This window comes from Snuella sedimenti (assembly GCF_016428595.1).
Classification (GTDB): domain Bacteria; phylum Bacteroidota; class Bacteroidia; order Flavobacteriales; family Flavobacteriaceae; genus Snuella; species Snuella sedimenti.
In genome coordinates this window covers 33899-58544 of the sequence record NZ_JAELVQ010000001.1, presented here as the reverse complement: position 1 = coordinate 58544, position 24646 = coordinate 33899, and the positions used below count along the sequence as shown (strand labels likewise).

General features: G+C 36.8%; 22 protein-coding genes and 1 tRNA gene. 19 read left to right on the top strand and 4 right to left on the bottom strand.

What is annotated here, in order from left to right; translation table 11 throughout:
• The first annotated feature begins 2 nt into the window (after window positions 1-2).
• Both JF259_RS00265 and JF259_RS00260 read left to right on the top strand, forming a co-directional pair.
• The gene (locus tag JF259_RS00265; RefSeq protein ID WP_199111900.1) at window positions 3-986 is read left to right on the top strand and encodes an FAD:protein FMN transferase; all 984 of its coding nucleotides are present in this window, start codon (window positions 3-5) and stop codon (window positions 984-986) included.
• 31 nt (window positions 987-1017) lie between these two features.
• Window positions 1018-1686, top strand: a complete 669-nt coding sequence (locus JF259_RS00260; RefSeq protein ID WP_199111898.1) for a hypothetical protein — start codon at window positions 1018-1020, stop codon at window positions 1684-1686.
• 46 nt (window positions 1687-1732) lie between these two features.
• Here JF259_RS00260 and JF259_RS00255 read toward each other — a convergent pair whose 3' ends face one another.
• Window positions 1733-2152 carry a (4Fe-4S)-binding protein gene (locus tag JF259_RS00255; protein ID WP_199111896.1) on the bottom strand — a complete coding sequence of 140 codons (420 nt, stop codon included), beginning with the start codon at window positions 2150-2152 and terminating at the stop codon, window positions 1733-1735.
• Window positions 2153-2369: 217 nt separating this feature from the next.
• Here JF259_RS00255 and kynU point away from each other — a divergent pair, with 217 nt between their 5' ends.
• The 8 genes from kynU to JF259_RS00215 all read left to right on the top strand — a co-directional run bounded on the left by kynU (window position 2370) and on the right by JF259_RS00215 (window position 10187).
• Window positions 2370-3644 (top strand): kynureninase, encoded by a 1275-nt coding sequence (gene kynU, locus JF259_RS00250; RefSeq protein WP_199111894.1) that lies wholly within the window; start codon window positions 2370-2372, stop codon window positions 3642-3644.
• The gene (locus JF259_RS00245) at window positions 3634-5037 is read left to right on the top strand and encodes an FAD-dependent oxidoreductase (RefSeq protein ID WP_199111892.1); all 1404 of its coding nucleotides are present in this window, start codon (window positions 3634-3636) and stop codon (window positions 5035-5037) included. Before kynU ends, JF259_RS00245 begins: the two co-directional genes overlap by 11 nt.
• Before the next feature lie 10 nt (window positions 5038-5047).
• Window positions 5048-5464, top strand: coding sequence for a RidA family protein (locus JF259_RS00240; protein ID WP_199111889.1), 417 nt, complete (start codon window positions 5048-5050; stop codon window positions 5462-5464).
• Window positions 5465-5496: 32 nt separating this feature from the next.
• Complete coding sequence (locus JF259_RS00235; RefSeq protein WP_199111887.1) at window positions 5497-6939, top strand: aldehyde dehydrogenase; 1443 nt, start codon at window positions 5497-5499, stop codon at window positions 6937-6939.
• 78 nt (window positions 6940-7017) lie between these two features.
• On the top strand, window positions 7018-7800 hold the full coding sequence (locus JF259_RS00230) for an SDR family oxidoreductase (RefSeq protein WP_199111885.1): 783 nt from the start codon (window positions 7018-7020) through the stop codon (window positions 7798-7800).
• 107 nt (window positions 7801-7907) lie between these two features.
• Window positions 7908-8441 carry a 3-hydroxyanthranilate 3,4-dioxygenase gene (locus JF259_RS00225; protein WP_199111883.1) on the top strand — a complete coding sequence of 178 codons (534 nt, stop codon included), beginning with the start codon at window positions 7908-7910 and terminating at the stop codon, window positions 8439-8441.
• A 25-nt stretch (window positions 8442-8466) separates the two neighbouring features.
• Window positions 8467-9546, top strand: a complete 1080-nt coding sequence (locus tag JF259_RS00220) for an amidohydrolase family protein (RefSeq protein WP_199111881.1) — start codon at window positions 8467-8469, stop codon at window positions 9544-9546.
• A complete protein-coding gene (locus JF259_RS00215; RefSeq protein WP_199111879.1) occupies window positions 9546-10187 on the top strand; it encodes an O-methyltransferase in 642 nt (213 codons plus the stop codon). Before JF259_RS00220 ends, JF259_RS00215 begins: the two co-directional genes overlap by 1 nt.
• Window positions 10188-10249: 62 nt before the next feature.
• Here the strand turns inward: JF259_RS00215 and JF259_RS00210 are convergent.
• Window positions 10250-10322 (bottom strand) — tRNA-Phe (locus JF259_RS00210).
• Between the two features lie 249 nt (window positions 10323-10571).
• Between JF259_RS00210 and JF259_RS00205 the strand changes: the two genes are divergently transcribed.
• The 7 genes from JF259_RS00205 (at window position 10572) to JF259_RS00175 (ending at window position 18518) form a co-directional block, all read left to right on the top strand.
• The gene (locus JF259_RS00205) at window positions 10572-11297 is read left to right on the top strand and encodes a type III pantothenate kinase (RefSeq protein ID WP_199111877.1); all 726 of its coding nucleotides are present in this window, start codon (window positions 10572-10574) and stop codon (window positions 11295-11297) included.
• Entirely contained in the window at window positions 11297-12604 is a 1308-nt protein-coding gene (locus JF259_RS00200; RefSeq protein WP_199111872.1) for a hypothetical protein, read from the top strand. Before JF259_RS00205 ends, JF259_RS00200 begins: the two co-directional genes overlap by 1 nt.
• 20 nt (window positions 12605-12624) lie before the next feature.
• Window positions 12625-14007 (top strand): tetratricopeptide repeat protein, encoded by a 1383-nt coding sequence (locus JF259_RS00195; RefSeq protein WP_199111870.1) that lies wholly within the window; start codon window positions 12625-12627, stop codon window positions 14005-14007.
• On the top strand, window positions 14008-14562 hold the full coding sequence (gene lptC / locus JF259_RS00190; RefSeq protein WP_199111867.1) for an LPS export ABC transporter periplasmic protein LptC: 555 nt from the start codon (window positions 14008-14010) through the stop codon (window positions 14560-14562).
• Between the two features lie 155 nt (window positions 14563-14717).
• On the top strand, window positions 14718-14912 hold the full coding sequence (locus tag JF259_RS00185) for a hypothetical protein (RefSeq protein WP_199111865.1): 195 nt from the start codon (window positions 14718-14720) through the stop codon (window positions 14910-14912).
• On the top strand, window positions 14913-16202 hold the full coding sequence (locus tag JF259_RS00180; protein WP_199111863.1) for a hemolysin family protein: 1290 nt from the start codon (window positions 14913-14915) through the stop codon (window positions 16200-16202).
• A gap of 186 nt (window positions 16203-16388) precedes the next feature.
• Entirely contained in the window at window positions 16389-18518 is a 2130-nt protein-coding gene (locus tag JF259_RS00175; RefSeq protein WP_199111861.1) for a SurA N-terminal domain-containing protein, read from the top strand.
• A 48-nt stretch (window positions 18519-18566) separates the two neighbouring features.
• Here the strand turns inward: JF259_RS00175 and JF259_RS00170 are convergent, their stop codons facing one another.
• Both JF259_RS00170 and JF259_RS00165 read right to left on the bottom strand, forming a co-directional pair.
• Window positions 18567-19481: a GYDIA family GHMP kinase gene (locus JF259_RS00170; protein WP_199111859.1), complete on the bottom strand. Its 915-nt coding sequence runs from the start codon at window positions 19479-19481 to the stop codon at window positions 18567-18569.
• A 3-nt stretch (window positions 19482-19484) separates the two neighbouring features.
• Window positions 19485-20804, bottom strand: a complete 1320-nt coding sequence (locus JF259_RS00165) for a hydroxymethylglutaryl-CoA reductase, degradative (RefSeq protein WP_199111857.1) — start codon at window positions 20802-20804, stop codon at window positions 19485-19487.
• Window positions 20805-20981: 177 nt separating this feature from the next.
• Between JF259_RS00165 and JF259_RS00160 the strand changes: the two genes are divergently transcribed.
• Together JF259_RS00160 and JF259_RS00155 are read left to right on the top strand one after the other, a co-directional pair.
• Window positions 20982-23213 (top strand): S9 family peptidase, encoded by a 2232-nt coding sequence (locus JF259_RS00160; RefSeq protein WP_199111855.1) that lies wholly within the window; start codon window positions 20982-20984, stop codon window positions 23211-23213.
• Window positions 23214-23239: 26 nt separating this feature from the next.
• Entirely contained in the window at window positions 23240-24628 is a 1389-nt protein-coding gene (locus tag JF259_RS00155) for a peptide MFS transporter (protein WP_199111853.1), read from the top strand.
• The last annotated feature ends 18 nt before the right edge of the window (window positions 24629-24646 follow it).

The window sequence follows — 24646 nt, the reverse complement described above, 5'->3', positions numbered from 1 at the left end:
TTATGATTATTAGATCGTTAGTAGGGGTTTTAATTTTTTTGCAGCTAGTTTCATGCGGTAAACCAGATACTACCAAGACATTTCTTGAAGGGGCTGTTTTCGGAACCACGTACCATATAACCTATTTTTCTAAACAGAACTTTCAGAAACAATTTGACAGTTTGTTTTACGTGATTAATAAATCGTTATCCACCTATCAAACGAATTCCGATATTTCTAAGTTAAACAGAAATGAGGCAGTTCAAGTAGATAACCATTTTGTTAATGTGTTTGACATTTCAAGAACTATTTATAAAGCAACAGAGGGCTTTTTTGATCCAACTATTGGGGCAGTGGTAAATGCCTGGGATTTTGGGCCAGAAGGGAAAATTGAACAGCTGGATAGTCTCAAAATTGATAGTTTGATGCATTCCGTTGGGTTTGATAAAGTAAAGAGAACAGACTATTCTATAACAAAATTACCTGAAACTTTTTTAGATTTTAATGCCATTGCCAAAGGTTATGGTGTCGATGTAATTGGACAGTTTTTAGAAAGCAAGAATGTAAATAATTATATTGTTGAAATTGGAGGAGAAATAAGGGCAAGAGGCATAAATAAAGAAAAACAACTACCATGGAAAGTAGGGGTGGAAACGCCAAAATTTAATGGTGAACAATCTATTTTAAAAGCAATTTCCTTAAAAGATGAGAGCATGGCAACCTCTGGCACTTACAGGAAGTTTAAAATAGATGCCAATGGTAATCGTTACGCACATATTATTGATCCTAAAACGGGATACCCAAGTAAAACAAATTTGTTAAGTGTTTCGGTAATTACTAAAGATTGTATGACAGCTGATGCTTATGCTACAGCTTTTAAGGCAATGGGAATAGCAAGAGTAAAGACCTTCTTAAAAACACATCCAGAGCTTAAAGTGTTTTTAATTTATGAGAATGATAATGGTGAATTTGAAACAGTATCTTTAAACGGTTTTCCGACAGATTAATTAAAGCAATTCATTAAAACAAAAAACTAAAATGAAACAAGTCTGGTTGATAATAGTTGTTATGTGTACGAGCTTCTCGTGTAAACAAAACAAGGAGACTGCACCTAGTTCCAATCCGATTTCAATAGCTGAAAAAATAGCAAATGCACATGGGTTTAACCAATGGGAACGCATAAGCAAAATGGAATTCACTTTTAATATTGATAGAGATAGCAGCCATTTTCAACGTGCATGGGTTTGGTATCCAAAAAAGGAAGATGTACAATTAATAACAGCAACAGATACCATTAGGTACAACCGAAAAGTAATGGATTCTATTAGTATACAGGCAGATAAAAGCTTTATAAATGATAAATTTTGGCTGTTGGTCCCTTTTCAATTGGTTTGGGATACTGGAACAAGTATTTCTACTCCCATTACAGAAGAAGCGCCCATAAGCAAGGTGCCAATGCATAAAATAACCCTAACATATTCTAATGAAGGTGGCTATACACCAGGTGATGCCTACGATCTGTATTTTAAGGATGATTATATTATCAAGGAATGGGTTTTTAGAAGAGGGAATAGTGAGACACCCTCACTCGTAAGTACTTTTGAAAATTATAAGGATTTTAATGGTATTAAATTGGCGTTAGAACATAAAAAAGCAGAAGGGAATTGGAATCTTAATTTTACCAATGTTAATATTACATTAGAGTAGTCTTACGCCAATGAGGTTTTAAATTTGCCAAAAAAAATGACTGGCACTATCCTTTAAAGTCGTGTTTTACATGGGTGCCATCACAATAAGGTTTGTTATCGGAGCCGCCACAACGGCAAAAAGCAGTCGTTTTATTTTTAATTTCTGTAGAGCCGTCCTTATGGGTTACCTTTAGTGTTCCATATACCAATAAAGGCCCATTTTCCAACACTTCTATTTTTGTTTCCATAGTTTCAGAGCGCTTGTCGTTTTCAGCATTCATATAATAGCTCAAAGCCCCTGAGGGACATTGTTTAACTTGATTTACTATATTTTCTGTTTCAGCACCGTCAATTTTTACCCAAGGCCTATTTAAGGGCTGAAAAACACGTGGTAATCCTTTGGAGCAAATACCGGAATGAATGCATTTTTCAGCTTCCCAGACAACCGTTACTTCACCGTTTGTATATTCTCTTTTTTTACCCATATTCACAAGTGTTACTCGATAACCGAGGTTAGATTAAAATATTCTCAAGTTTGCCTCGAAATCAAAATGTTTTTTCTAGCCAATACTTTGTAGGCTCTGTTTCGAGGTAGTTTACCATAAATATACAAAAAATAGTATTGAGAATTAAGAGGCTTTAAGCTGCCCATTTCTTAATCCAGAATCCTTATTTTTGTTAGAAACAGTTAAAAAAAATATTTTGTTAAGTTATAAATTGGGTTTGGAATATGCTAAAGAGCTAGATCAAAATGATGTATTGGCAACTTATAGGGAGCGGTTTTATATCCCTAAGAACAAACGAGGTGAAGAGTTAATATATATGACCGGTAATTCGCTTGGATTGCAGCCTAAAGTTACCAAAACGTATATAGATAAAGAATTAAGCGATTGGGCTATTTTAGGAGTTGAAGGGCATACACAAGGAGAAACGCCTTGGTTGCCATATCATGAATTTCTTGCCGAAAATATGGCTATGGTGGTGGGAGCTAAACCTATTGAAGTGGTTGTTATGAATACGCTCACTGCAAACCTGCATTTAATGATGGTATCTTTCTATCGGCCAACAAAATCACGATACAAAATCCTAATCGAAAGTGATGCGTTTCCATCCGATAAATATGCCGTCGAATCGCAATTGCGACATCATGGATTTGATGAAAAGGATGGCGTTGTGCTTTGGAAACCACGTCATGGAGAAACGTTGTTGCGTTATGAAGACTTAGAAACCATTATGGCATCGCAAGGCAATGAAATAGCCTTAATCATGATTGGAGGTGTTAACTATTACACCGGTCAGTATTTTGATTTAAAACGGATTACCGAACTAGGACATAAATATGGCTGTACTGTTGGTTTTGACTGTGCGCATGGCGCTGGTAATGTAAATTTGGATTTGCATGATTCTGGGGCTGATTTCGCAGTTTGGTGTACCTACAAATATCTAAATTCGGGACCAGGCAGTTTAGCTGGGTGTTTTGTGCATGAACGGCATGCCTACAATAAAGAACTTAACCGCTTTACAGGGTGGTGGAGCCATAACAAGCAGACGCGATTTAATATGCGAGACGATTTCGACCAGCTTCCAGGAGCCGAAGGCTGGCAGTTAAGTAACCCTCCAATTCTATCTATGGCCGCGATTAAAGCGTCTTTGGATATGTTTGGTGAGGTAGGAATGCTAGCGCTCACCGAAAAGTCGAAACAGTTAACGGGGTATTTCGAATTTTTATTACAGCAGTTGGGAGATCATACAATTAACATAATTACTCCTAAAAACCCAGAGGAGCGCGGTTGTCAATTATCCATTCAAGTTAAGAATGCCGATAAAACCTTGCATGAAAAATTAAATGAAGCAGGCGTGTTAAGTGATTGGCGTGAACCCGATGTTATGCGATGTGCCCCTGTGCCATTATACAATAGTTTCCAGGATGTTTATCTATTGGTAGAAAAGTTGAAAGTAATTTTAAATGACAAATAAGGGAAATATACAAATTATAGGAGCTGGACTTTGTGGTGCCCTCTTGGCATTACGGTTGGGGCAACGTGGATATAATGTTGAGGTTTTTGAAAAACGTCCTGATTTGAGAAAAGTGGCTGTTGATGCAGGACGTTCCATTAATTTGGCCTTTTCAAACCGAGGGATTAAAGCTATGAAATTGGTGGGAATCCAAGATAAGGTAGAACCACTTTGTATTCCCATGTATGGACGCATGTTACACGATGAGGAAGGGAAAACCATGTTGGCACCATACAGCGGACGGGCGCATGAATACATCAATTCGATTTCAAGAAACGCCTTGAATGCCCTATTGCTAGATGAGGCAGAAGCGCTGGATAACGTTACATTTCATTTTAACCATAAATGTACTTCGGTCGATTTTGAAAAAGGAATTTCTCGGTTTTATAAATACAAAGACGAAACAGAATTTACCAAAAAAGCTGATGTTATTTTTGGAACAGATGGTGCTGGTTCTGTTTTGCGGAAAAGTTATTTTCTGGCAAAGAAGTTTCTATTCAGTTTCTCTCAGGATTATTTAACACATGGTTATAAAGAGTTAAGTATTTTACCTACCAAGAAAGGCGACTATAAGACCTATAAAAATGCTTTGCATATTTGGGGGCGTGATGCGTTTATGCTTATTGCACTGCCCAATTTAGATGGGAGCTTTACGGTTACGTTGTTTTTAAGCTATGATGAAGGTGTTTACAATTTTAATAATTTAACCACCAAAGCACGTGTGCTGGAATTCTTTAGTACCTATTTTAAGGATGCTCTAGAGCTCATGCCAAACCTTGTTGATGAGTTCTTTGAAAACCCCACATCCCCATTGGGGACAGTTAAGTGTTCGCCGTGGCATTACAAGGGGAAAACACTGCTTATGGGTGATGCAGCCCATGCCATAGTGCCTTTTTACGGACAAGGGATGAATGCGTCCTTTGAAGATGTAGTAGCGTTTGATAAAGTTTTAGACGCAGGTTATGGTAATTGGGAAGACGTATTTACGGCTTTTGAAAAAGAGCGCAAAAAAGATACAGATGCTATTGCCGATTTGGCTATAGATAATTTTCATGAAATGAAAGGCCATGTTAATAAGGCTATTTTCAGAGAAAAGCGTAACTTAGAGATGGCGTTTGAAAAGCAGTTTCCTAATGAATATGCTTCAAAGTATGCCTTGGTGACCTTTAATGAGGATATTGGGTATCGTGAAGCCATGTTAAGAGGACGTGCACAAGATAAAGCGATCTTAAATTTGTTGGCAGACAAAAAAATTAACCTTAATGATGATTTAAGGAATATCTTGAAAAAAGTAAAGGAAGAAACAGAGACTATTTTGGAAGAGGATAGCGTTGCAAAAAAGATGCATCACTAAAAATAAAGGAATGAATAAAGATAATGTAGTAACACCAAGAGGCGCCTATCCGCATACTAAACGGGTAGGAGATTTTATTTTTGTTTCGGGGACTAGTTCACGACGATCAGACAACACTATTGCCGGTGTCGATACTATTGATAATATGGGGACTAAGCACTTGAACATAGAAGTGCAGACACATGAGGTCTTAAAAAATATTGAAAGGAATTTGGCAAATGAAGGAGCAACGTTAAACGATGTGGTCGATGTAACTTCTTTTTTGGTTAATATGAACGATTTTGCAGGTTATAATAAAGTCTATGCAGAGTTTTTTGATGTAGAAAATGGACCTGCGCGAACCACTGTTGCAGTGCATCAATTACCACACCCCGATTTGGTGGTGGAGATTAAAGTAGTCGCTTACAAGAAACCTGAGGATAGTTAAATGTTTCCTCGATGGTAGTCGAGAACTTAGCAATGAAAACAATACAAAACTATATAAACGGAAGTTATCACAATCCCCTTAACGATGATTGGTTGGATAATTATTGTCCGGCCGATGGTACAATATATGGGAAACTCCCAAATTCATCAGCTGAGGACGTTGAAAATGCTTATATAGCGGCCAAATCGGCTTTTCCTTCCTGGTCTCAAACACCGTTGGAAGAACGTAGTCATATCCTAATAAAAATATCGGAATTGTTAGAGGCTAATTTACAGCGTTTGGCTGAGGCAGAAAGTATGGATAACGGTAAGCCTATAGGCTTGGCTAAAACGGTCGATATCCCAAGGGCAGCGAGTAATTTTCGGTTTTTTGGTAATGCCATTACACAGTTTGCAAGCGAGAGCCATGAAAGTGTTGGTATGGACGCTATAAATTATACCTTGCGTCAGCCTATAGGGGTCGTGGGATGCATTTCGCCTTGGAACCTTCCACTTTATTTGTTTACTTGGAAAATAGCACCAGCCATTGCGGCGGGTAATTGTGTGGTGGCCAAACCTAGTGAAGTAACCCCAATGACCGCTTATCTGTTGGGTGATATTTGTGCCGAAGCAGGGTTGCCACGAGGCGTTTTAAATATTGTACATGGTTTGGGAACGACTACCGGACAGGCTATTGTTGAGCATCCCGATATTATGGCTATTTCATTTACTGGAGGAACAAAAACAGGAGCACAAATAGCTAAAATAGCAGCACCCATGTTTAAAAAATTGTCTTTAGAACTTGGAGGTAAGAATCCGAATATGATTTTTGCGGATTGTGATTATAGGAACATGCTTGAAACAACAATTCGTTCTTCTTTTGCAAACCAGGGACAAATTTGTCTTTGTGGTAGTCGGATTTTTGTTGAAGCGCCTATTTACAAAAAGTTTAAGACAGATTTTATTGCAAAAGTAGAGGCCTTAAAGATAGGGGATCCATCAAACAAGGATACAGATATAGGAGCTTTGGTATCTAAGGAGCACATGGAAAAGGTAATGGCATATATTAAGATTGCCAAAGAAGAGGGGCACACTGTGTTATGTGGTGGAAATAGGGTTAATATTAAGGGACTAGAAAAAGGGTGTTATTTAGAACCAACGGTGATTGAAGTAGAAAGTGATGCATGCCGTGTTAATCAAGAAGAAATATTTGGCCCCGTAGTAACGCTTATGCCTTTTAATAGGGAAGAGGAAGCCCTGCAAATGGCTAATAGTGTAAAATATGGTTTATCGGCAACGGTATGGACGAGCAATTTAAGCCGTGCCATGCGCTTAAGCAACCAATTGCAAACAGGTATTGTTTGGGTGAATACTTGGATGTTGCGTGATTTGCGAACACCTTTTGGAGGGATAAAAGCATCAGGAGTTGGACGTGAAGGTGGTTTTGAAGCTTTACGCTTTTTTACAGAACCCAAAAATGTGTGTATAAAATATTAATGTTGAACTTGATTCAGCATCTTATGATAAATTGAATTAACCCTTAAACAGATCCTGAAACAAGTTCAGGATAATTGTATGGATTTAAAATTAACAGGTAAATACGCTTTGGTATGTGGAAGTACCCAAGGCATAGGAAAAGCTACAGCAATGGTTTTGGCAGCCGAAGGGGCTAAAGTGACTTTGGTAGCCAGGGATAGGAGTAAGTTACAACAGGTTATTTCTGAATTACCTAATAGTGGTGACCATGATTGTATTGTTGGCGATTTTTTAGACCCAAGAGATCTGCAAGAGAAAGTGCTGAAGTATATTGATAAATATCATGGGTTTCATATTTTAATTAATAATACCGGAGGACCTCGTAGCGGAGATGTCCTAACAGCGACGCTCGAAGAGTTTGAAAAAGCATTTACGCAGCATTTAAAGTGCAATCATGTGCTGGCCCAATCTACTGTGCCTTTCATGAAATCGGAGGGCTTTGGTAGAATTGTTAATGTGATATCCACTTCGGTTAAAGAACCCATTCCCGGACTTGGAGTTAGCAACACCATTAGGGGAGCAGTAGGGAATTGGAGTAAAACACTTGCTACAGAACTAGGAGCTTATGGTATTACGGTAAACAATGTGTTACCGGGCTTTACAGATACCGAACGCCTTAACGAAATTATTAAAATTAAGGCAAATCAAAGTGGAACATCTATAGAGGCTATGGCAGAAATAATGAAAAATTATGCGCCGGCCAAACGCTTTGCCAAACCAGAAGAAACAGCAAATGTTATCACGTTTTTGGCTAGTGAAGCAGCTAGCTATGTAAATGGAATTAACGTTCCTGTTGATGGTGGACGCACAAAATCTTTGTAACTTTATATTTTAATTTGCGTGAAGGATTGCAACGACATCCTTTTTGTTTTTAACAAAAAGATACAGTGAAAAGCCTGACCTGAAGGGGCACGCCCAAAAGTATAGTTATGAGCAAATTAGTTTCGCCGTTAAATTTTAAAGATTGGATTGAGGAAAACAGGCACCTTTTAAAACCCCCAGTGGGAAATAAGGTGGTTTGGAAGGATACCGATTTTATTGTCATGGTGGTTGGTGGGCCAAACAGTAGAAAGGATTACCATTATAACGAAACGCCGGAGTTTTTTTATCAGATTGAAGGCGATATTGTTCTTAAGATAATAGACAAAGGGATACCTAAAGATATTCACATTAGAGAGGGCGATATTTATGTTTTGCCTCCCAAGGTGCCACATTCACCACAACGAGGTGCCAATACCGTTGGTTTGGTAATTGAATACAAACGCCCTGAAGGCATGCGTGATGCGTTGTTGTGGTTTTGCGAAAACTGTGTCACTAAATTGTATGAAGAAGATTTTACCCTCGAAAATATAGAGACCGATATGCCTAAGATTTTTGATAAATATTATAAAGACCTTAATAAGCGTACCTGTCCGAATTGTGGTGCAGTAATGCACGCGCCTCAAAAGGTTAAAATAGAATAATTAAGACGCCTGAAGCCATACAAAAATGAAAAAACTGCGTATCAACGGGCATTCACATCTGCTACCATATCCCGAGGAAATTCCGGAATTCATGAAAGAAAAAGGGATTTTTTGGGTGGATAAGGATCGTAAGTTTATGCTTCAAAAAGATTGGAGCCGCCCAGTAACCGACTCCAGTTTCTTTTTACATGAAAAGCTAGAGTGGATGGAACGCTATCAAATAGACCATGCGGTTGTTTTAAACCTGTCGCAATTGTATGGTAATGGTCTGCGTGTTGAAGAAATGAAACAGGCATTGCGGTTTCAAAATGATTTTAATGCACGTATTCAGCATGATCATCCTAGTAAATTTACCTGTGGGTTTGTAGTCCATCCTGGGTTTGTAAGAAGTGCTTGTTGGGAGATTGAACGTTGTGTGGAAGAGTTAGGGTTGCAACTACTTTGTTTGCCTACGCATTTTATGGATACTATAGGTACTTGGCGCTGTATTTTTGATGAAGAAAACGAGCCTATTTTTGAATTGGCGAGCAAGTATAATTTAGCAGTTGAAATTCATCCGTATGATGGGGAGAAATTTATAAAGCTGGAAAATACCTCCTGGCGATTCCATCTCATTTGGATGTTGGCACAGTGTGCTGATGCTTATCATTTTTTAACCTTAAACGGCTATCAGGAAAAATTCCCTAATATGCGTACTTGTTTTGCGCATGGCGGACAATTGGCCCAAATTAATTTGGGGCGTCGTATTCAGGGATTCGATGGACGACCAGATCTGTTTGAAGGCAAGCACCATCCTAGAAAGGCTGTAGGACATAAGAATATTTTCTTTGATACGCTCGTGCACGATACAGGGTCACTGGAGTTGCTTATAAAAAACCAAGGTGCTAGTCAGGTGTTAATGGGGCTGGACGATCCGTATCCCTTAGGTGAAATGGAAAGCATAAAACAGTCGTCTTACCCAGGAAAAATATTGGATCTGGCCATGGAACGTGATATTATTACCGAAACCGAACGTGATGCCATTTGGGAAGACAATGTTATACAATGGCTTTGTGGTGATGATGAAGCTGCAAAACAACGTTTAATTAATAGAATCTTATTATAATGCATTTTATACCCGAAGCTTTAGACAATTATGTAGTAAACCATTCTGAGAACGAACCGGAATTGTTACGACAACTTACAAGAGAGACCTACCAAAAGATTTTGCAACCCCGTATGTTGAGCGGGCACTATCAAGGGCGTTTATTGAGTATGATCTCTAAACTGGTTAATCCCAAAAATATTTTGGAAATAGGTACTTATACAGGGTATTCGGCGCTGTGTCTGGCAGAAGGTATGCAGGATTCAGGGGTGTTGCATACGATTGATATTAATGAGGAGCTGTTTGATTTTCAACGAAAGTATTTTGATAAATCGGATTATGGGAATCAAATTTTTCAACATTTGGGAGATGCTTTGCAGATTATACCAGAACTGGATGTTACATTCGATCTCGTCTTTATTGATGCTGATAAAGAGAATTATCCTAACTACTTTAATATAATCATAGATAAACTAAATGAGGGAGGGATTATATTATCAGATAATGTCCTTTGGAGCGGTAAGGTTATTGAAGCATTAAAACCCGACGATACATCCACCAAAGCTTTACTTGAGTACAATAGCTTATTAAAGGAAGATGCACGTGTAGAAACGGTTATACTACCCATTCGTGATGGATTGACCATTAGCAGAAAGTTGTAAAAAAAGACAAATTGATTAAAAACAAAAAATCCCGTAAACAGTAATGTTTCGGGATTTTTATGTGGTACCTCCAGGAATCGAACCAGGGACACAAGGATTTTCAGTCCTTTGCTCTACCAACTGAGCTAAGGTACCAGTTGCTAATTGCGGTTGCAAATATAAATTCATTTTTGCTATTCGCCAAAACAAAATTACAAAAAAATACGTTTTTAATAACGATTGTTTTGTAAGGTGCTAAAATGTAGGTTTTTAATGTTGTAAATTAAGTTTATTGCTAATAATTGTGACTAGGGAACACCAATTGTAAAGTGCTTTTTGTAAGTAATATCAAATAATAAATATTACAAGTGATACGTTTTGTAAATTTACAGCTTTTAAAACACTATGAATTTAGTAATTGATGTAGGGAATTCTTTTGTAAAGCTTGCTGTTTTTAATAATGACGATCTGGTAGAGAAGAGAATTATTGCTATTGAAGCTATTTTAGATCAAATAGCTACTTTAGGGGCGAAGTACGAAATTGACAAGACAATAATTTCATCTGTTGGGGAAATAGAAAAGAATGTACTTGATTATATTCACAGAAACTTTGATGTAATGGTGTTAAGTACAGTAACAAAATTACCCTTTTTAAATTTATACAAAACGCCTAGTACATTGGGAATTGACAGGATAGCATTGGTTAGTGCTGCTGTTAGCCAATTTCCTAACAAAAATGCTTTGATTATCGATGCTGGTACCTGTATAACCTACGATTTTATAACAGCAGATACAAAATATTTGGGAGGTGCCATTTCACCGGGCATTAGGATGCGTTATCGATCTTTAAATGATCTAACGGCCAATTTACCTTTGCTAGAAACCGAGGAGCCGGAAAATCTTATTGGTAATTCAACCAATAGCGCGATACATTCGGGCGTTGTTAATGGTATTTTAAGAGAAATAGATGGCCTTATAGAAGAATATCGTCTAAAATATCCAGATTTAACAGTTATTTTAACAGGGGGCGACGCTAATTTCTTGTCTAAACAATTAAAAAGTAGCATATTTGCCAACTCGAATTTCCTTTTACAAGGATTGAACTATATTTTAAAATTTAATTCAAACTAATGATAAAAAAACTTGTATTAGTTTTTATTGCAGCTTTTGCAATTCAAAGTTATGGTCAAGAGGGTACAGCCTCTCCTTATTCGTTTTATGGTATAGGAAGCCTTAAGTTTAAAGGTACTGTAGAGAACAGAAGTATGGGAGGATTAAGTATTTATACTGATAGTATTCATATAAATTTAAGAAATCCTGCGTCTTATGCTGGTGAGAATTTAATGCTTTTAAATAATGAAACCCGTCCGGTTAAGTTTTCTGTAGGTGGGAGTCATTCCAGTTTAAATTTAAAAAGTAATTCGGGAAGTGATAAAGCAAATGCTACGACTTTCGACTATTTGGCTCTGTCAATTCCAATGGGTAAGTTTGGTTTTGGTTTTGGTTTGTTGCCATATACCTCGGTAGGCTATAAGTTAGAGTCTGTAGATACCGATGGCACTGTTATAAATAGGTTTAGAGGACAAGGTGGTGTTAATAAAGCGTATTTAGGACTTGGTTATATGCTGGCTAAGGGACTTAGTATTGGAATAGATGTAAATTATAACTTTGGGAATATGCAAAACAGTACCATAGAATTTGCTTATGATTCTGATGGACAGTTAGTACAATACCAATCTAGGGAAAACAATAGATCTGATTTAAGCGGATTGAACTTAAATTTGGGAGTGTCTTATAAAACAATGCTAAATAAGAAGTTAGAGCTGGTAGCTGGAGCTACTTATACCCCAGAAAGCAATTTAACATCCTTGAACAAAAGATCGTTTTCAACTATTGTCATTAATTCCAATACCGGTCAGGAAATTCCGGTAAATACGATTGATGTTGATTTGGAAACCATGGGCTTGCAAGAAACCGAACTAATTATGCCGTCTAGGTTATCATTTGGTGCTGGAATTGGTCAGCCAAGAAAATGGTTTGTAGGTATAGAATCGGAATACCAAAAAACAAGTGATTTTTCAAACCCCTTGTACAGCAGTAGTACAACCCGATATGAAGATGCTTCAAAAATTTCTTTAGGAGGTTTTTATATTCCTCAATACAATGCATTTAATGGGTATTTTAAACGCGTCGTGTACAGAGCTGGATTGTATCATGAAAAAACGGGATTAAATATAGAAAATGAGTCAATTAATGAGTTTGGCATTACTTTTGGTGCAGGTTTACCAGTTGGTGGGTTTTTATCGAATGCTAATCTAGGTGTAGAAATAGGTAAAAGAGGGACGACAAACAGTAATTTAATACAGGAGAATTTTATAAACCTACACATAAGTTTATCTTTAAACGACAGATGGTTTCAAAAGCGAAAATATGAGTAACCAAGCATAAAACTAAAATTATGAATACGAAAATTACATTATTACTAACACTGCTATTTATAGGGGGGAATTTAGGTTTTGCGCAACAGGATGAGGAGTGCATGAGTAAACTGTCTATATTCCATGAGTATTGGAAAGCAAAAAATTATGAAGCTGCGTATCAGCCTTGGATGGATGTAAGGACTAAATGTCCAAGATTTAATATTGCTATTTATAGTGATGGCGAAGATATTTTAGAGCATAAAATAGAAAAGGCTACTGGAGCCGATAAAGTTGCTTACATAAACGACCTTTTAAAACTTTGGGAACAGCGCGCTGAAAACTTTGCAAGTAAAACGCCTAAAGGAGAATATGCGGCAAAAGGCTGCCAATTGATGTACGAGTATAGAAAAGAATTGAACAAATCGAAAGAAGAGTTATACACGTGTTTTGATACCGCTTACAACTTGGACAAAGGCACGTTTACAAACCCTAAAAGTTTGTATACTTACTTTTCTTTAATGGTAGATTTATACGATGCAGGGAAGAAACCAGCAAAAGATTTGTTTAACAAGTATGATGATGTAGTAGAAAAGGTAGAAGAAGAAGTGAAAAATTACTCTGGAAGCCTTAATAAAATTATTGAGAAGGAAGAAGCAGGTACCGAGTTAACCAAGAAAGAAGAGAAGTACAAAAAATACTATGAGAGTTACTTAAAGGCCTACGATCAAATCTCGGGGAGTATCGATAGCAAGTTGGGTAACCGTGCTAATTGTGAAAACTTAATTCCACTGTACCAAAAAGATTTTGAAGAGAATAAAACCAATGCGGTTTGGTTACAAAGAGCAGCAGGGAAAATGTCTGAAAAAGATTGTACAGACGATCCGTTATTCTTTAAGTTGGTAAATGCATACCACGAGTTAAGTCCTTCAGCTAATTCTGCTTATTATTTAGGGATCTTAAAGGATAAAGAAGGAAAACAAAATGAAGCGATTACATTTTATCAACAAGCGATTGACTTAGAGACCGATTCGTTCAAGAAGTCGAAGCTTTATAATAGAATAGCCTTAAAGCTTAAAGCAAAGGGGCAATATGCGAAGGCTAGAAATTATTTTAGACAAGCATTAAAGGCCAACCCATCTAACGGCCGTCCTTATTTGTCAATTGCAGCTATGTATGCAGCCAGTGCAAAAGATTGTGGGGACACGAATTTTAATAAAAGAGCTGTGTATTGGCTAGCGGCTTCCGAAGCAGCTAAAGCTGGTCGTGTAGATCCTACCCTTAAAAAGGCAGCGGCACAATCGCAAGCAAGTTACAAAGCTAAAGCGCCAAATAAGGCTGAGATATTCACCGCAGGAAATAGTGGGGAAACTATTAAAATTGGATGTTGGATAGGTGCTTCGGTTACAGTTCCTAAAATATAAATGAAGCTACATTATACACATAATATATTGAACATAGTCACAGTAATTACTGTGACTATGTTTTTTTCGTGTAATAATAATTTGAATGACGTTAGTGGGCTTGATATTTCACAAAATGAACCTATAGGGGTTTCTTACAACACAAATACCGTTTATACCGATTCGGGAAAAGTAAAAGCAGTTCTTATAAGTCCTAAAATATTGAACTATTCTAATCGAGACTTTCCTTTTTACGAATTTCCAGAAGGTATTGTTTTAGATCTGTTTGATGACGATAATAAAAAAAGTGTGGTAGTGGCCGATTATGCGATTAATTACCTTGAGGCAGATTTGATCGATTTGCAAGGGAATGTTGTTATAGCTACCCAAGACAATGATACCTTGTATGCCGAACAGTTGTATTACTATCAAAAGAAAGAGTGGTTGTTTACCAATAAACCTGTAACATTTAGAACAGGCTTAAATGTAATCAATGGTAATGGTTTTGATTCTAACTCAAAGTTAACTAATGCCGAAGTGTTGGAAATTAACGGGTTTGTTACACTGGACGAGTAGTTGAGTAATTTATTTTATATGCTATAAATTATTAAAAACATCTTTGTTAAAACCGAAAGGTGGATTTTAAACAGTCTCTTTAAATTTATGTATCTTTACATCGTAATAAAAATGGAGGATCTACTCCGTTTTCATTAAACGGTAAATTTATATAGATGAAGTATTCTAAGATTTTTCAGTATGCCTATCTTGCCTTTGCAGCATTGTTTCTTTATGATGGTTTTACAAAACTGAATGATGGTACGCATGGGGCGTATGTTTCCTTTGGATTGGCAGCTTTGGCTATTTTTATGTACTTTTTTAGAAGGAAATTCCATAAAAAATTTCAAAACAGGGATAAATCAGACTAAATGAGTTTGGATATAGTTATCATTATTGTATCCTTATTACTTTCCGCTTTTTTTTCTGGGATGGAGATCGCCTATGTGTCATCTAATAAAATCCATATAGAGATTGAGAAAAAGCAAGAAGGCATATTGGCCAGGGTATTGGCCAAACTAACGGCTAAGCCCTCAAAATTTATTACTACCATGCTTATAGGTAATAATATAGCTTTGGTAATTTATGGGTTTTTTATGGGAGACTTGTTAGTTAATTGGTTTCAGTCCATGTTGCCTACACAATCGGGATTTGTTAATTATATGTTTACCGATTTAAGTCTGCTTTCACAAACAGTCATTTCAACGGTAGTGATTTTAATTACAGCCGAATTTTCACCCAAGGTGTTTTTTCAAATCTATGCAAACACTTTAATTAAGGCTTTGGCTGTTCCTGCTTATGTGTTTTACGGTTTGTTCTCTTTTATCTCCGATTTCGTAATCTGGATTTCAGATAATTTACTTCGACTTTTTTTTAAAACAGAAGGTGACCAAATTCAAATGGCTTTTACAAAAGTAGAGTTGGGTAATTATATTAGCGAGCAAATGGAGTCTGCAGAGGGGCATGATGAGGTGGATAGTGAGATTCAGATTTTTCAAAATGCATTGGAATTTTCCGAGGTAAAGGCGCGTGAGGTCATGGTGCCCAGAACCGAAATCATTGCAGTAGATATAAAGGATTCCATAAAATCCCTAAATGTGTTGTTTACAGAGTCAGGGTGTTCCAAAATATTAGTGTATAAAGATACCATAGACGATATTCTGGGCTATGTGCATTCCTTTGAATTGTTTAAAAAGCCTAAGGCTATTAAAGATATCATGCTTCCTGTGGAGTTTGTACCCGAAACAGTGCTTATTAAAGATGTGCTTAGTGTGCTGACAAAGAAGCGTAAGAGTATTGCAGTCGTTTTAGACGAGTATGGAGGGACATCGGGTATTATGACTGTAGAAGACATAGTAGAAGAACTTTTTGGAGAAATTGAAGATGAGCATGATACTGTAGTACTGAAAGAAGAACGCACTGATGAGGGTACCTATATATTTTCGGCACGATTAGAGGTGGATTATATTAACGAAACCTATAAAATTAATTTGCCAGAAAGTGAGAATTATGAAACCCTAGGCGGATTGATCGTTAACCATACCGAAGAAATTCCTGAGCGAAACAAGGTGGTTAAAATAGGCGGTTTTCAATTTACAATTTCTGAAGTATCAAACACCAAGATTGATTTGGTAGAACTTAAGCTAGTTGAAGAAGACTAGTGTCAATAAGAATATTCTAATTATTGCGCCTTTCTGCTTTTATTATTAAATAGAAAATGGTATTTTCGCGCACGATATTTTTGTCGGTAATAGGTTTTTAAAGCAATAATTACGCTTTAATTTTAATAAAAAAATAATTTAACAAGCTAAATCCTATTAAGGGTTTTATAAAAAAATAAATAACAAATGGCAGTTTTAAATAAAATCAGACAACGTTCCTTATTTCTAATATTAATTATAGCGTTGGCCTTATTCTCTTTTGTATTAGCAGATTTATTTAAAAACAGTGATGCATTAAGTGCAAAGTCACAAAATATTGTTGGAACCGTAGCCGGTAAAGATATTACACGTGAAGATTTTTTACAGAAAGTAGAGGCTGCACAGCAACAAGCAGGGCCTTCGGCAACGAATACGCAGGTTATGAACCGCGTTTGGGAGCAAGAAGTAAGGCAAGCTATTATGCAATCGCAATTTGATGAGTTGGGGCTTTCTGTAGAAAAGGATCAAATGAAGGATTTGTTAAAAACAGCGTTAAGCACAAATCCTAATTTTCAGAATGAAGCAGGTTTGTTTGACGAAAACAAGATGAACGAACACATTGCTACTTTAAAAGAAACGTCGCCAGGAGTATACCAACAGTGGATTAGTTATGAAAATTCTTTGGCCTCGGGAGCTTTACAACAAAATTATTTTAATTTGGTTAAGGCCGGTTTAACTGGAACACTTGCAGAAGGTGAGCTAGAGCATAAACTAGAAGGTAATACAGTTGATATTAAATATGTGCAAGTACCTTATTCATCTATAGCTGATAGCACAATTACAGTATCAAAATCGGATATTTCAAACTACATTAATAAAAACAAGAAACAGTTTAAGGTAGAAGCCTCAAGAGATATTAAATATGTAGAGTTTAAGGAAGAGGCTACTGTTGCTGATGAGGAAGCCATTAAAGCAGAGCTTCAAAGTTTATTGAACAATAGGGAAGAGTACAATAAGACCACCAAAGCTACAGAAACAATAACAGGATTTTTAAATACAGAAGACAATGAAGCTTTTGTAAATTCAAATTCAGATATCAAGTTTGATAATCGTTTTGTGTTTAAGTCCAGTTTACCTAGTACTGTAGCCGATAGTATCTATAACTTGAAGGTAGGAGCGGTTTATGGCCCATATAAGGACAACGGTTATTTTAAGATATCTAAGATGGTAGCCGTTAAGCAAATTCCAGATTCAGCTAAAGTAAGACACATTTTAATTCCTTTTATAGGGGCACGTAGCGCAGCAGCAGATGTAACACAAACAGAAGCTCAAGCTAAAGCAACTGCCGATAGTCTTTTAACAGTACTTAAATCTAACCGTTCTAAGTTCCCGGAATTGGTAGAAGAGTTTTCTTCAGATCAAGGTAGTGTGGCAAACGGTGGACGATATGATTGGCATCCATACAATAGGATGGTTCAAGAGTTTAATGACTTTGAGTTTGAAGGTAAAGTTGGTGATTTGGGTGTTGTAAAAACAATTTTCGGGTTTCATATTATAGAAATTGAAGGTCAAAACGATAAAAAGAAAGCAGTACAAGTAGCAACTATTGCAAGAAAGATAGAACCTTCTGATGCAACCATCGATAAAGTATTTAGAGAAGCTTCTAGTTTTGAGGTTGCGGTAGCTGAAAAAGATTTTCAAGAAGTAGCTACAGAGAGTAAATATACGGTACGTCCGGTTAATGGTGTTAAAGCATTAGATGAAAATATTCCTGGTATTGGTAATCAAAGACCTATTGTGCGTTGGGCGTTTGAATCTGGTAAAGAAGTAGGGGCAGTAAAGCGTTTCAATATTAATGGAGGCTATGCTATAGTGCAATTGGTAGCCAAGCATGATGCCGGTTTAATGTCTGTAGAAGATGCTACGGCAACGGTATTACCAATCATCCGTAAAGAAAAGAAAGCAGCGCTTATTAAAGATCGCATATCTGCAACAACACTAGAAGATGTGGCTTCTACAGAAAATGTAAATGTAAGAACGGCATCTGCTATAAACATGAAAAATCCAACCATATCTGGAGCAGGAAGAGAACCATTTGTTGTTGGAACGGCTTTTGGATTAAATGAAGGAGAAACATCTGGATTGTTGGAAGGTGCCAATGGTGTGTACATGGTTCAGGTTACAAAAGTTACACCAGCGGTAGAACTTGATAACTACCAAGCTGCAGCAAATAGGGTTGAACAACAAAAAACAAATGTTGTGAATACTAAACTGTACAATGCGTTAAAAGAAGCTTCTGAAATTGAAGATAACAGAGCTAGGACACAAGTTCAGTAGAGTTTGTCTTGTAAAAAGAAAATATAAGCCTCTTAATTGAGGCTTTTTTTATGGTGTCAAGTCAAGAACCATATCGTTGTAGGGTAAGAGTGTTTCAAAGCCCTTATTTTTAAAATAGTCATGAGGAGGTGTGTTGGAAGTAACCAGAATGAAGTCACCACCCCAAGCACCAAGACTTTTTACGCTCCCTTTAAAATCCTTAAAGAAACGTTCTTTTATAGGAGGGATCTTTATAAGTTTGGAAATAATGGTCTCGTGTGCTGTTATAAGGTTTTCGAATTCTTCAAGTGAACGACATGAAATTAGTTGTGTGGTAATAGCATTGATCTCTGAAATGGCTGTACGGGCATTTCCTTTGTTTGCGTTGTAATGTCTAATCCCATCACGGCTGTTCTGTTTTTTATTTAAATACACAAAGTATAAATCGTTTTTAAACGGTGTATTAAAGTTAACCGTATTAATTAAAGGAACTTTGTTAGTTAGTTGATAGGTTATGGGAGTGTTGTTTTGAGCGCATGCAATGTCATAACCACTACCGCCAAAAGTACTTTCCAATAGTTTATAAGCATCGATTTTGGCCCATTGCGCCATATTGTTTATTAAGGTAGAGGAGGTGCCAAGCCCCCAATTTCTGGGGAAGTTCAATTTTGTTGTAACCACATATCCCGAATCGTGTTTTAAAAAATCAGGATTTAGAGTCTTTACCGTATTTAAAATCTGTATCAAGGTATTGCTAGTATCATTATGCTGTAGGAAGGAACTAAGTGGTTTGTATGTAAAAGTGTCTTCAAACCAAACCGTACCATCAGCATCAATACTTTTCCAAATAAGTTTGGGCTCGTTTATGGGAGTTATATCCAACCATTGCCCAAATTTGGTAGGGATGGCCAGTGATAAAGCCCCATCAAGAACAACATATTCACCTGTAAGCAGTAGTTTTCCGTTACTGTAATAATTGCTCATCCTTTATTTATTTGCTCTTAATACCTTTAGGGCTTCAACAACGGCACTATGTGATACAGTGTGGTTTTCAAAATGCTTCGTTAGATTAAGCTTTTCATCTTCACTAGCTTCAAACTGATTTAGAATGTTCATTAAGTGCATTTTCATATGACCTTGCTGAATACCTGTGGTTGTGAGCGAGCGTAATGCGGCGAAATTTTGAGCGAGTCCCGCTACTGCTACCACTTGCATGAGCTCTTTCGCCGATGGATGGTGTAATAATTCCAACGCCAATTTTACCAAGGGATGTAATCCCGTAAGACCACCAACAGTACCTAAAGCTAATGGGATTTCGATCCAGAAGGTGAATATGCCGTTTTCAATTTTTGCGTGGGTTAAGCTAGCGTATCTTCCTTTTCTTGATGCATAGGCGTGAACACAGGCCTCTATAGCTCTAAAATCATTTCCTGTAGCTAAAACAACAGCATCTATGCCGTTCATGATACCCTTGTTGTGGGTTACAGCACGATACGGTTCTATTTCGGCAATATTAACTGCCTGAACAAATTTTTGAGCAAATGCCTCACCCGAAACCTTACCTTCTTGTAAATCCTCTACCTTACAGCTTACTTCGGCACGTACTAGGCACTCCGGAACATAATTAGACAAAATACTCATTACTATTTGAATATTTTTTTCATCTTCCGAAAAGCTGTCAAAAAGTAGTGCTTCCCTTTTAAAAGTTTCTGCAAACTGTTCCAGACAGGAGTTGATAAAATTAGCACCCATAGCGTCTAGGGTTTCAAAGGAAGCATGTAGCTGGTAGTAGCCTGGAATCTCTTGGGTTTTATTACGCAATACGATGTCTATAATACCACCGCCCCGGGATTCCATATTCTTGGTAATGGCTTTTGTGTCTCCTATAAGCTTCGGTTTTACTTGCTTAAAGAAGGTTTGCAGCTTATTAGGGTCGCCGTGGAACATAAAATGTACTTGACCTATTTTGGTGGTAGATACTACGGTTGTTTTAAAGCCTCCTCTGTCTAGCCAAAACTTAGCAGCCTTACTAGCAGCAGCAACTACCGAGCTTTCTTCAATAACCATTGGGATCGTATATAGCTTGCCATTAATTGAGAAATTAGGTGCTACACCAAGCGGAAGATAATAATTGCTTATGGTGTTTTCTATAAACTCATCGTGTAGCTGCTGTATTTTTTCGTCGGTATTCCAATATTGTTTTAAAATACGCTTTGCAGCTTCCGAGTTGGAAAAATACGTGTTAACAATCCAATCGATTTTCTTTGATTTGGATAGTTTTGAAAAGCCAGAAATGGATTTGCTCATAGCATCTTTTTATTTTCAAAGCAAAGATACTATATCTTGAAATGAATATTTAATATTTCCTTTTGGGTATTTCGTTATTTAAGTGTTAATAATTAGGGTTTTTTATAGAATTTTTAGTAAACTTGACCCCGTTTTGAGAAATAAACATTTTTTAATTTGAAATATCAAGAAATCTAAATGAAACGTCAAAAGCTTTCACTTTTTGTTTGCCTCTTTTTTACTACATTTTTATTTACTCAAGAAAAAGAAATTACCCTTAAATTGATTTGGAATGGCACCTTTAGAACAGAAGGTATGGATGTTTTGCATTCCATGGCTGATGGTCGGCAATACTCTGTTCTTAATCTAGATAGAGTAACAAGGTCTACATCTATAGATATTTACAACTATAAAACTTTAAAGAAGCTAAAGACGTTGGTTAGTTCGAGCGACATAGACGAACTAAATTATTTTACGAACTATACATTTAGTAATGATGAAAGTAAAATTATTTTGGCAACTGACGAAGAGCCAATATACAGACGATCATCGCTTGCTAACTACTATGTTTATAACGTAAAAGATAGATCTGTAATAGCGGTTTCAGATAAAAAAATACAGGAGCCGACATTCTCACCAGATGGAACGAAAGTAGCTTATGGCCTAAATAACAATTTATTTGTTAAAGATTTACAATCGGGTAAAACCACACAAATAACGTTTGATGGTGAAAAAAACAAAATCATTAATGGTATAACCGATTGGGTTTATGAAGAAGAATTTGCCTTTGTAAGAGCCTTTGAATGGAATGTCGCTAGTAATAAATTGGCATTTCTACGTTTTGACGAGACCAATGTTCCCGAATTTTCAATGGATATTTACGGCGAAGGATTGTACCCAACACAGCAGGTTTTTAAATATCCTAAAGCAGGAGAGGAAAATGCTGTTGTATCACTTCACGTTTATGATTTAGCTACTAATAAATCAAAACAAGTAGAGGTTGGTAAGCAGTACAACGATTTTTATATACCACGTATTAAATGGTCTAATAAGCCAGATGTTTTGAGTGCTCAATTTATGAACAGGCATCAAGATACATTGGACTTATGGATGATAAATACAAAAACCAATACGACGCGTATTGCAATTGCCGAAAACGACCCAGCCTATGTTGACGTTACAGATAACCTCACATTTTTAAAAGATAATAGTTTTATTTGGACGAGTGAAAAAGACGGTTATAACCATATTTACCATTACTCCGAAGCCGGCGAACTAATAAACCAAGTCACCAAAGGCAATTGGGAAGTCACTAATTACTATGGTTATGATGAGGCAAACGACAAGGTGTTTTATCAATCCGTAGAGAATGGATCTATTAATCGCGATGTCTATGCAATTAAATTAAACGGACGGGATAAAACAAGGCTTACTAAAAACGAAGGCACCAATGATGCTGCCTTTAGTGCCGATTTTTCATATTTTATCAATACATTTTCCAGTGCAACAACGCCGACAGAATATACTTTAAACAGTGCGGCATCGGGTGATTTAACCAAGAGTATAAAGGATAATGACGTTCTGTCACAAAAACTTTCAGAATATAAAACCTCCAAAAAAGAGTTTAGTACAATTCATGTTAACGGAAATGATCTGAACATGTGGATGATCAAGCCTGCCAATTTTGATGCTACTAAGCAATATCCGCTACTAATGTATCAATATTCAGGACCCGGTTCACAATCAGTAGCTAACAGATGGAATGGTGCTAATGATTATTGGTACCAACATTTAGCACAACAAGGCTATGTTATTGTATGTGTAGATGGTAGGGGAACCGGTTATAAAGGTGCTGCATTTAAAAAGATGACACAGCTTCAATTAGGGAAGTATGAATTAGAAGATCAAATAGAAGCAGCCAAACAGTTAGGGGATTTACCCTATATTGATGCCAGTCGCATAGGTATTTGGGGATGGAGCTTTGGTGGTTTTATGAGTAGTAATGCCTTGTTTAAAGGAAACGACGTTTTTAAAATGGCCATTGCTGTAGCACCTGTAACCAGTTGGCGGTTTTATGATTCTATTTACACCGAACGTTATATGACGACACCACAGGAAAATGCAGAAGGCTATGACGATAATTCACCTTTAAGCCATGTAGACAAGTTAAGAGGTGATTTTTTATTGGTGCACGGATCTGCTGATGATAATGTACATTTGCAAAATACCATGTGCTTGGTAGAAGCCTTAATTCAGGCCGATAAACCATTTGAATGGGCAGTATACCCAGATGACAATCATGGGATATACGGGGGGAATACGCGTTTGCATTTGTATAAAAAAATGACACGTTTTATCCATGAGAACCTTGGGGATAAACGTCAAGTTGAAGGAAAGAAACAAGAAGAAGCAATAGAAATTAAAGGATAGAAAAAACTAACTAATTAAATAGATTTATGACAAATTCGGCTACAATTAAACAAAAAGAACTATTTGGACATCCTGTAGGGTTGTATGTTTTATTTTTTACTGAGATGTGGGAGCGTTTTTCTTATTACGGAATGCGGGCCATATTGGTATTGTATTTAGTGCAGACAACAAGCGATGTAAACCCAGGATTAGGTTGGACTAATGGAGAAGCTTTGGCTTTATATGGTTGGTATACCATGTTAGTGTATGTGGCGTCAATTCCTGGGGGTTGGATAGCCGATAAATTTTTAGGACAGAAAAAAGCTGTGCTTTATGGAGGTATTCTTTTGGTGGCTGGTCATAGTATTTTAGCTGTTGAGCAATTGTGGGCCTTTTATTCAGGTTTAGGTCTAATTATTTTAGGAGTAGGAATGCTTAAGCCGAATATCTCTACCATGGTTGGAGGTTTGTATAAGCAAGGTGATATTAGAAGAGATAAAGGATTTACTATTTTTTATATAGGAATTAATGTCGGTGCTTTTCTATCAAGTTTAATCGTTGGTTATGTAGGAGAAGTGCATGGTTGGCATTATGGTTTTGGTTTGGCAGGTATAGGAATGGCTTTAGGTTTGATCCAGTATTTAGTAGGTCAGAAACACTTAAAGCATGTTGGTAACTTTTTGGGAACTTCCGGAAGTGAAAAAGACAAAGAAGATATGAGTAGACCATTAACTAAGGTTGAAAAGGATCGAATTATTGTATTGTTTGTTTCTTTTTTATTGGTTATAGTATTTTGGGGTGCTTTTGAACAGGCAGGAGGACTTATGAATATTTATGCAAAGGATAATACTAATAGAATGTTGTTAGGCTGGGAAGTTCCAGCTTCATGGTTTCAATCCTTAAATGCAATGTTTATTATTTTCTTGGGTACATCAGTGGCCGCATATTGGGCAAATAGGAAATTAAAAGGGAAGTTGTCATCGTCATTGTTTAAAATGATTATTGGTTTAATAATCATGGGTACTGGTTTTTTCTTTATGTCAGCAGCTGCTGCAGAATTTAACAGTGCGGGAGCTTCGGCTATGTATTGGTTAGTGTTAGCTTATTTATTCCATACTGTAGGTGAACTATGTATTTCTCCAGTGGCTCTATCGTTTATAACAAAATTAGCACCAGTTAAATATGCCTCATTAATGATGGGGGTATATTTTGCCATGACAGGCTTTGGGAACAAACTAGCAGGTTTGTTGGGTGAATCGGCTGAAGGACTAGGAGAGTTTGCTGTATTTACAGGAATAGCTGTTTTTGCCATTGTATTTGGAGGATTGGTGATGGTTTTTCGTAAAAAACTGGAAGCTTTAACGCATGGTGCCGAGGATAAAGAGCGTGTTATGCATTCTGAAGAAGTAGAAGACTTTGAATTAGCAAGTAATTAATAATTTACCTTCTTTAAT

Bases quoted from the DNA above. Each gene is read 5' to 3' on its own strand.
- JF259_RS00265 (WP_199111900.1), top strand. From the start codon at position 3: ATGATTATTAGATCGTTAGTAGGGGTTTTAATTTTTTTGCAGCTAGTT.
- JF259_RS00260 (WP_199111898.1), top strand. From the start codon at position 1,018: ATGAAACAAGTCTGGTTGATAATAGTTGTTATGTGTACGAGCTTCTCG.
- JF259_RS00255 (WP_199111896.1), bottom strand. From the start codon at position 2,152: ATGGGTAAAAAAAGAGAATATACAAACGGTGAAGTAACGGTTGTCTGG.
- JF259_RS00245 (WP_199111892.1), top strand. From the start codon at position 3,634: ATGACAAATAAGGGAAATATACAAATTATAGGAGCTGGACTTTGTGGT.
- JF259_RS00240 (WP_199111889.1), top strand. From the start codon at position 5,048: ATGAATAAAGATAATGTAGTAACACCAAGAGGCGCCTATCCGCATACT.
- JF259_RS00235 (WP_199111887.1), top strand. From the start codon at position 5,497: ATGAAAACAATACAAAACTATATAAACGGAAGTTATCACAATCCCCTT.
- JF259_RS00230 (WP_199111885.1), top strand. From the start codon at position 7,018: ATGGATTTAAAATTAACAGGTAAATACGCTTTGGTATGTGGAAGTACC.
- JF259_RS00225 (WP_199111883.1), top strand. From the start codon at position 7,908: ATGAGCAAATTAGTTTCGCCGTTAAATTTTAAAGATTGGATTGAGGAA.
- JF259_RS00220 (WP_199111881.1), top strand. From the start codon at position 8,467: ATGAAAAAACTGCGTATCAACGGGCATTCACATCTGCTACCATATCCC.
- JF259_RS00215 (WP_199111879.1), top strand. From the start codon at position 9,546: ATGCATTTTATACCCGAAGCTTTAGACAATTATGTAGTAAACCATTCT.
- JF259_RS00205 (WP_199111877.1), top strand. From the start codon at position 10,572: ATGAATTTAGTAATTGATGTAGGGAATTCTTTTGTAAAGCTTGCTGTT.
- JF259_RS00200 (WP_199111872.1), top strand. From the start codon at position 11,297: ATGATAAAAAAACTTGTATTAGTTTTTATTGCAGCTTTTGCAATTCAA.
- JF259_RS00195 (WP_199111870.1), top strand. From the start codon at position 12,625: ATGAATACGAAAATTACATTATTACTAACACTGCTATTTATAGGGGGG.
- lptC (WP_199111867.1), top strand. From the start codon at position 14,008: ATGAAGCTACATTATACACATAATATATTGAACATAGTCACAGTAATT.
- JF259_RS00185 (WP_199111865.1), top strand. From the start codon at position 14,718: ATGAAGTATTCTAAGATTTTTCAGTATGCCTATCTTGCCTTTGCAGCA.
- JF259_RS00180 (WP_199111863.1), top strand. From the start codon at position 14,913: ATGAGTTTGGATATAGTTATCATTATTGTATCCTTATTACTTTCCGCT.
- JF259_RS00175 (WP_199111861.1), top strand. From the start codon at position 16,389: ATGGCAGTTTTAAATAAAATCAGACAACGTTCCTTATTTCTAATATTA.
- JF259_RS00170 (WP_199111859.1), bottom strand. From the start codon at position 19,481: ATGAGCAATTATTACAGTAACGGAAAACTACTGCTTACAGGTGAATAT.
- JF259_RS00165 (WP_199111857.1), bottom strand. From the start codon at position 20,804: ATGAGCAAATCCATTTCTGGCTTTTCAAAACTATCCAAATCAAAGAAA.
- JF259_RS00160 (WP_199111855.1), top strand. From the start codon at position 20,982: ATGAAACGTCAAAAGCTTTCACTTTTTGTTTGCCTCTTTTTTACTACA.
- JF259_RS00155 (WP_199111853.1), top strand. From the start codon at position 23,240: ATGACAAATTCGGCTACAATTAAACAAAAAGAACTATTTGGACATCCT.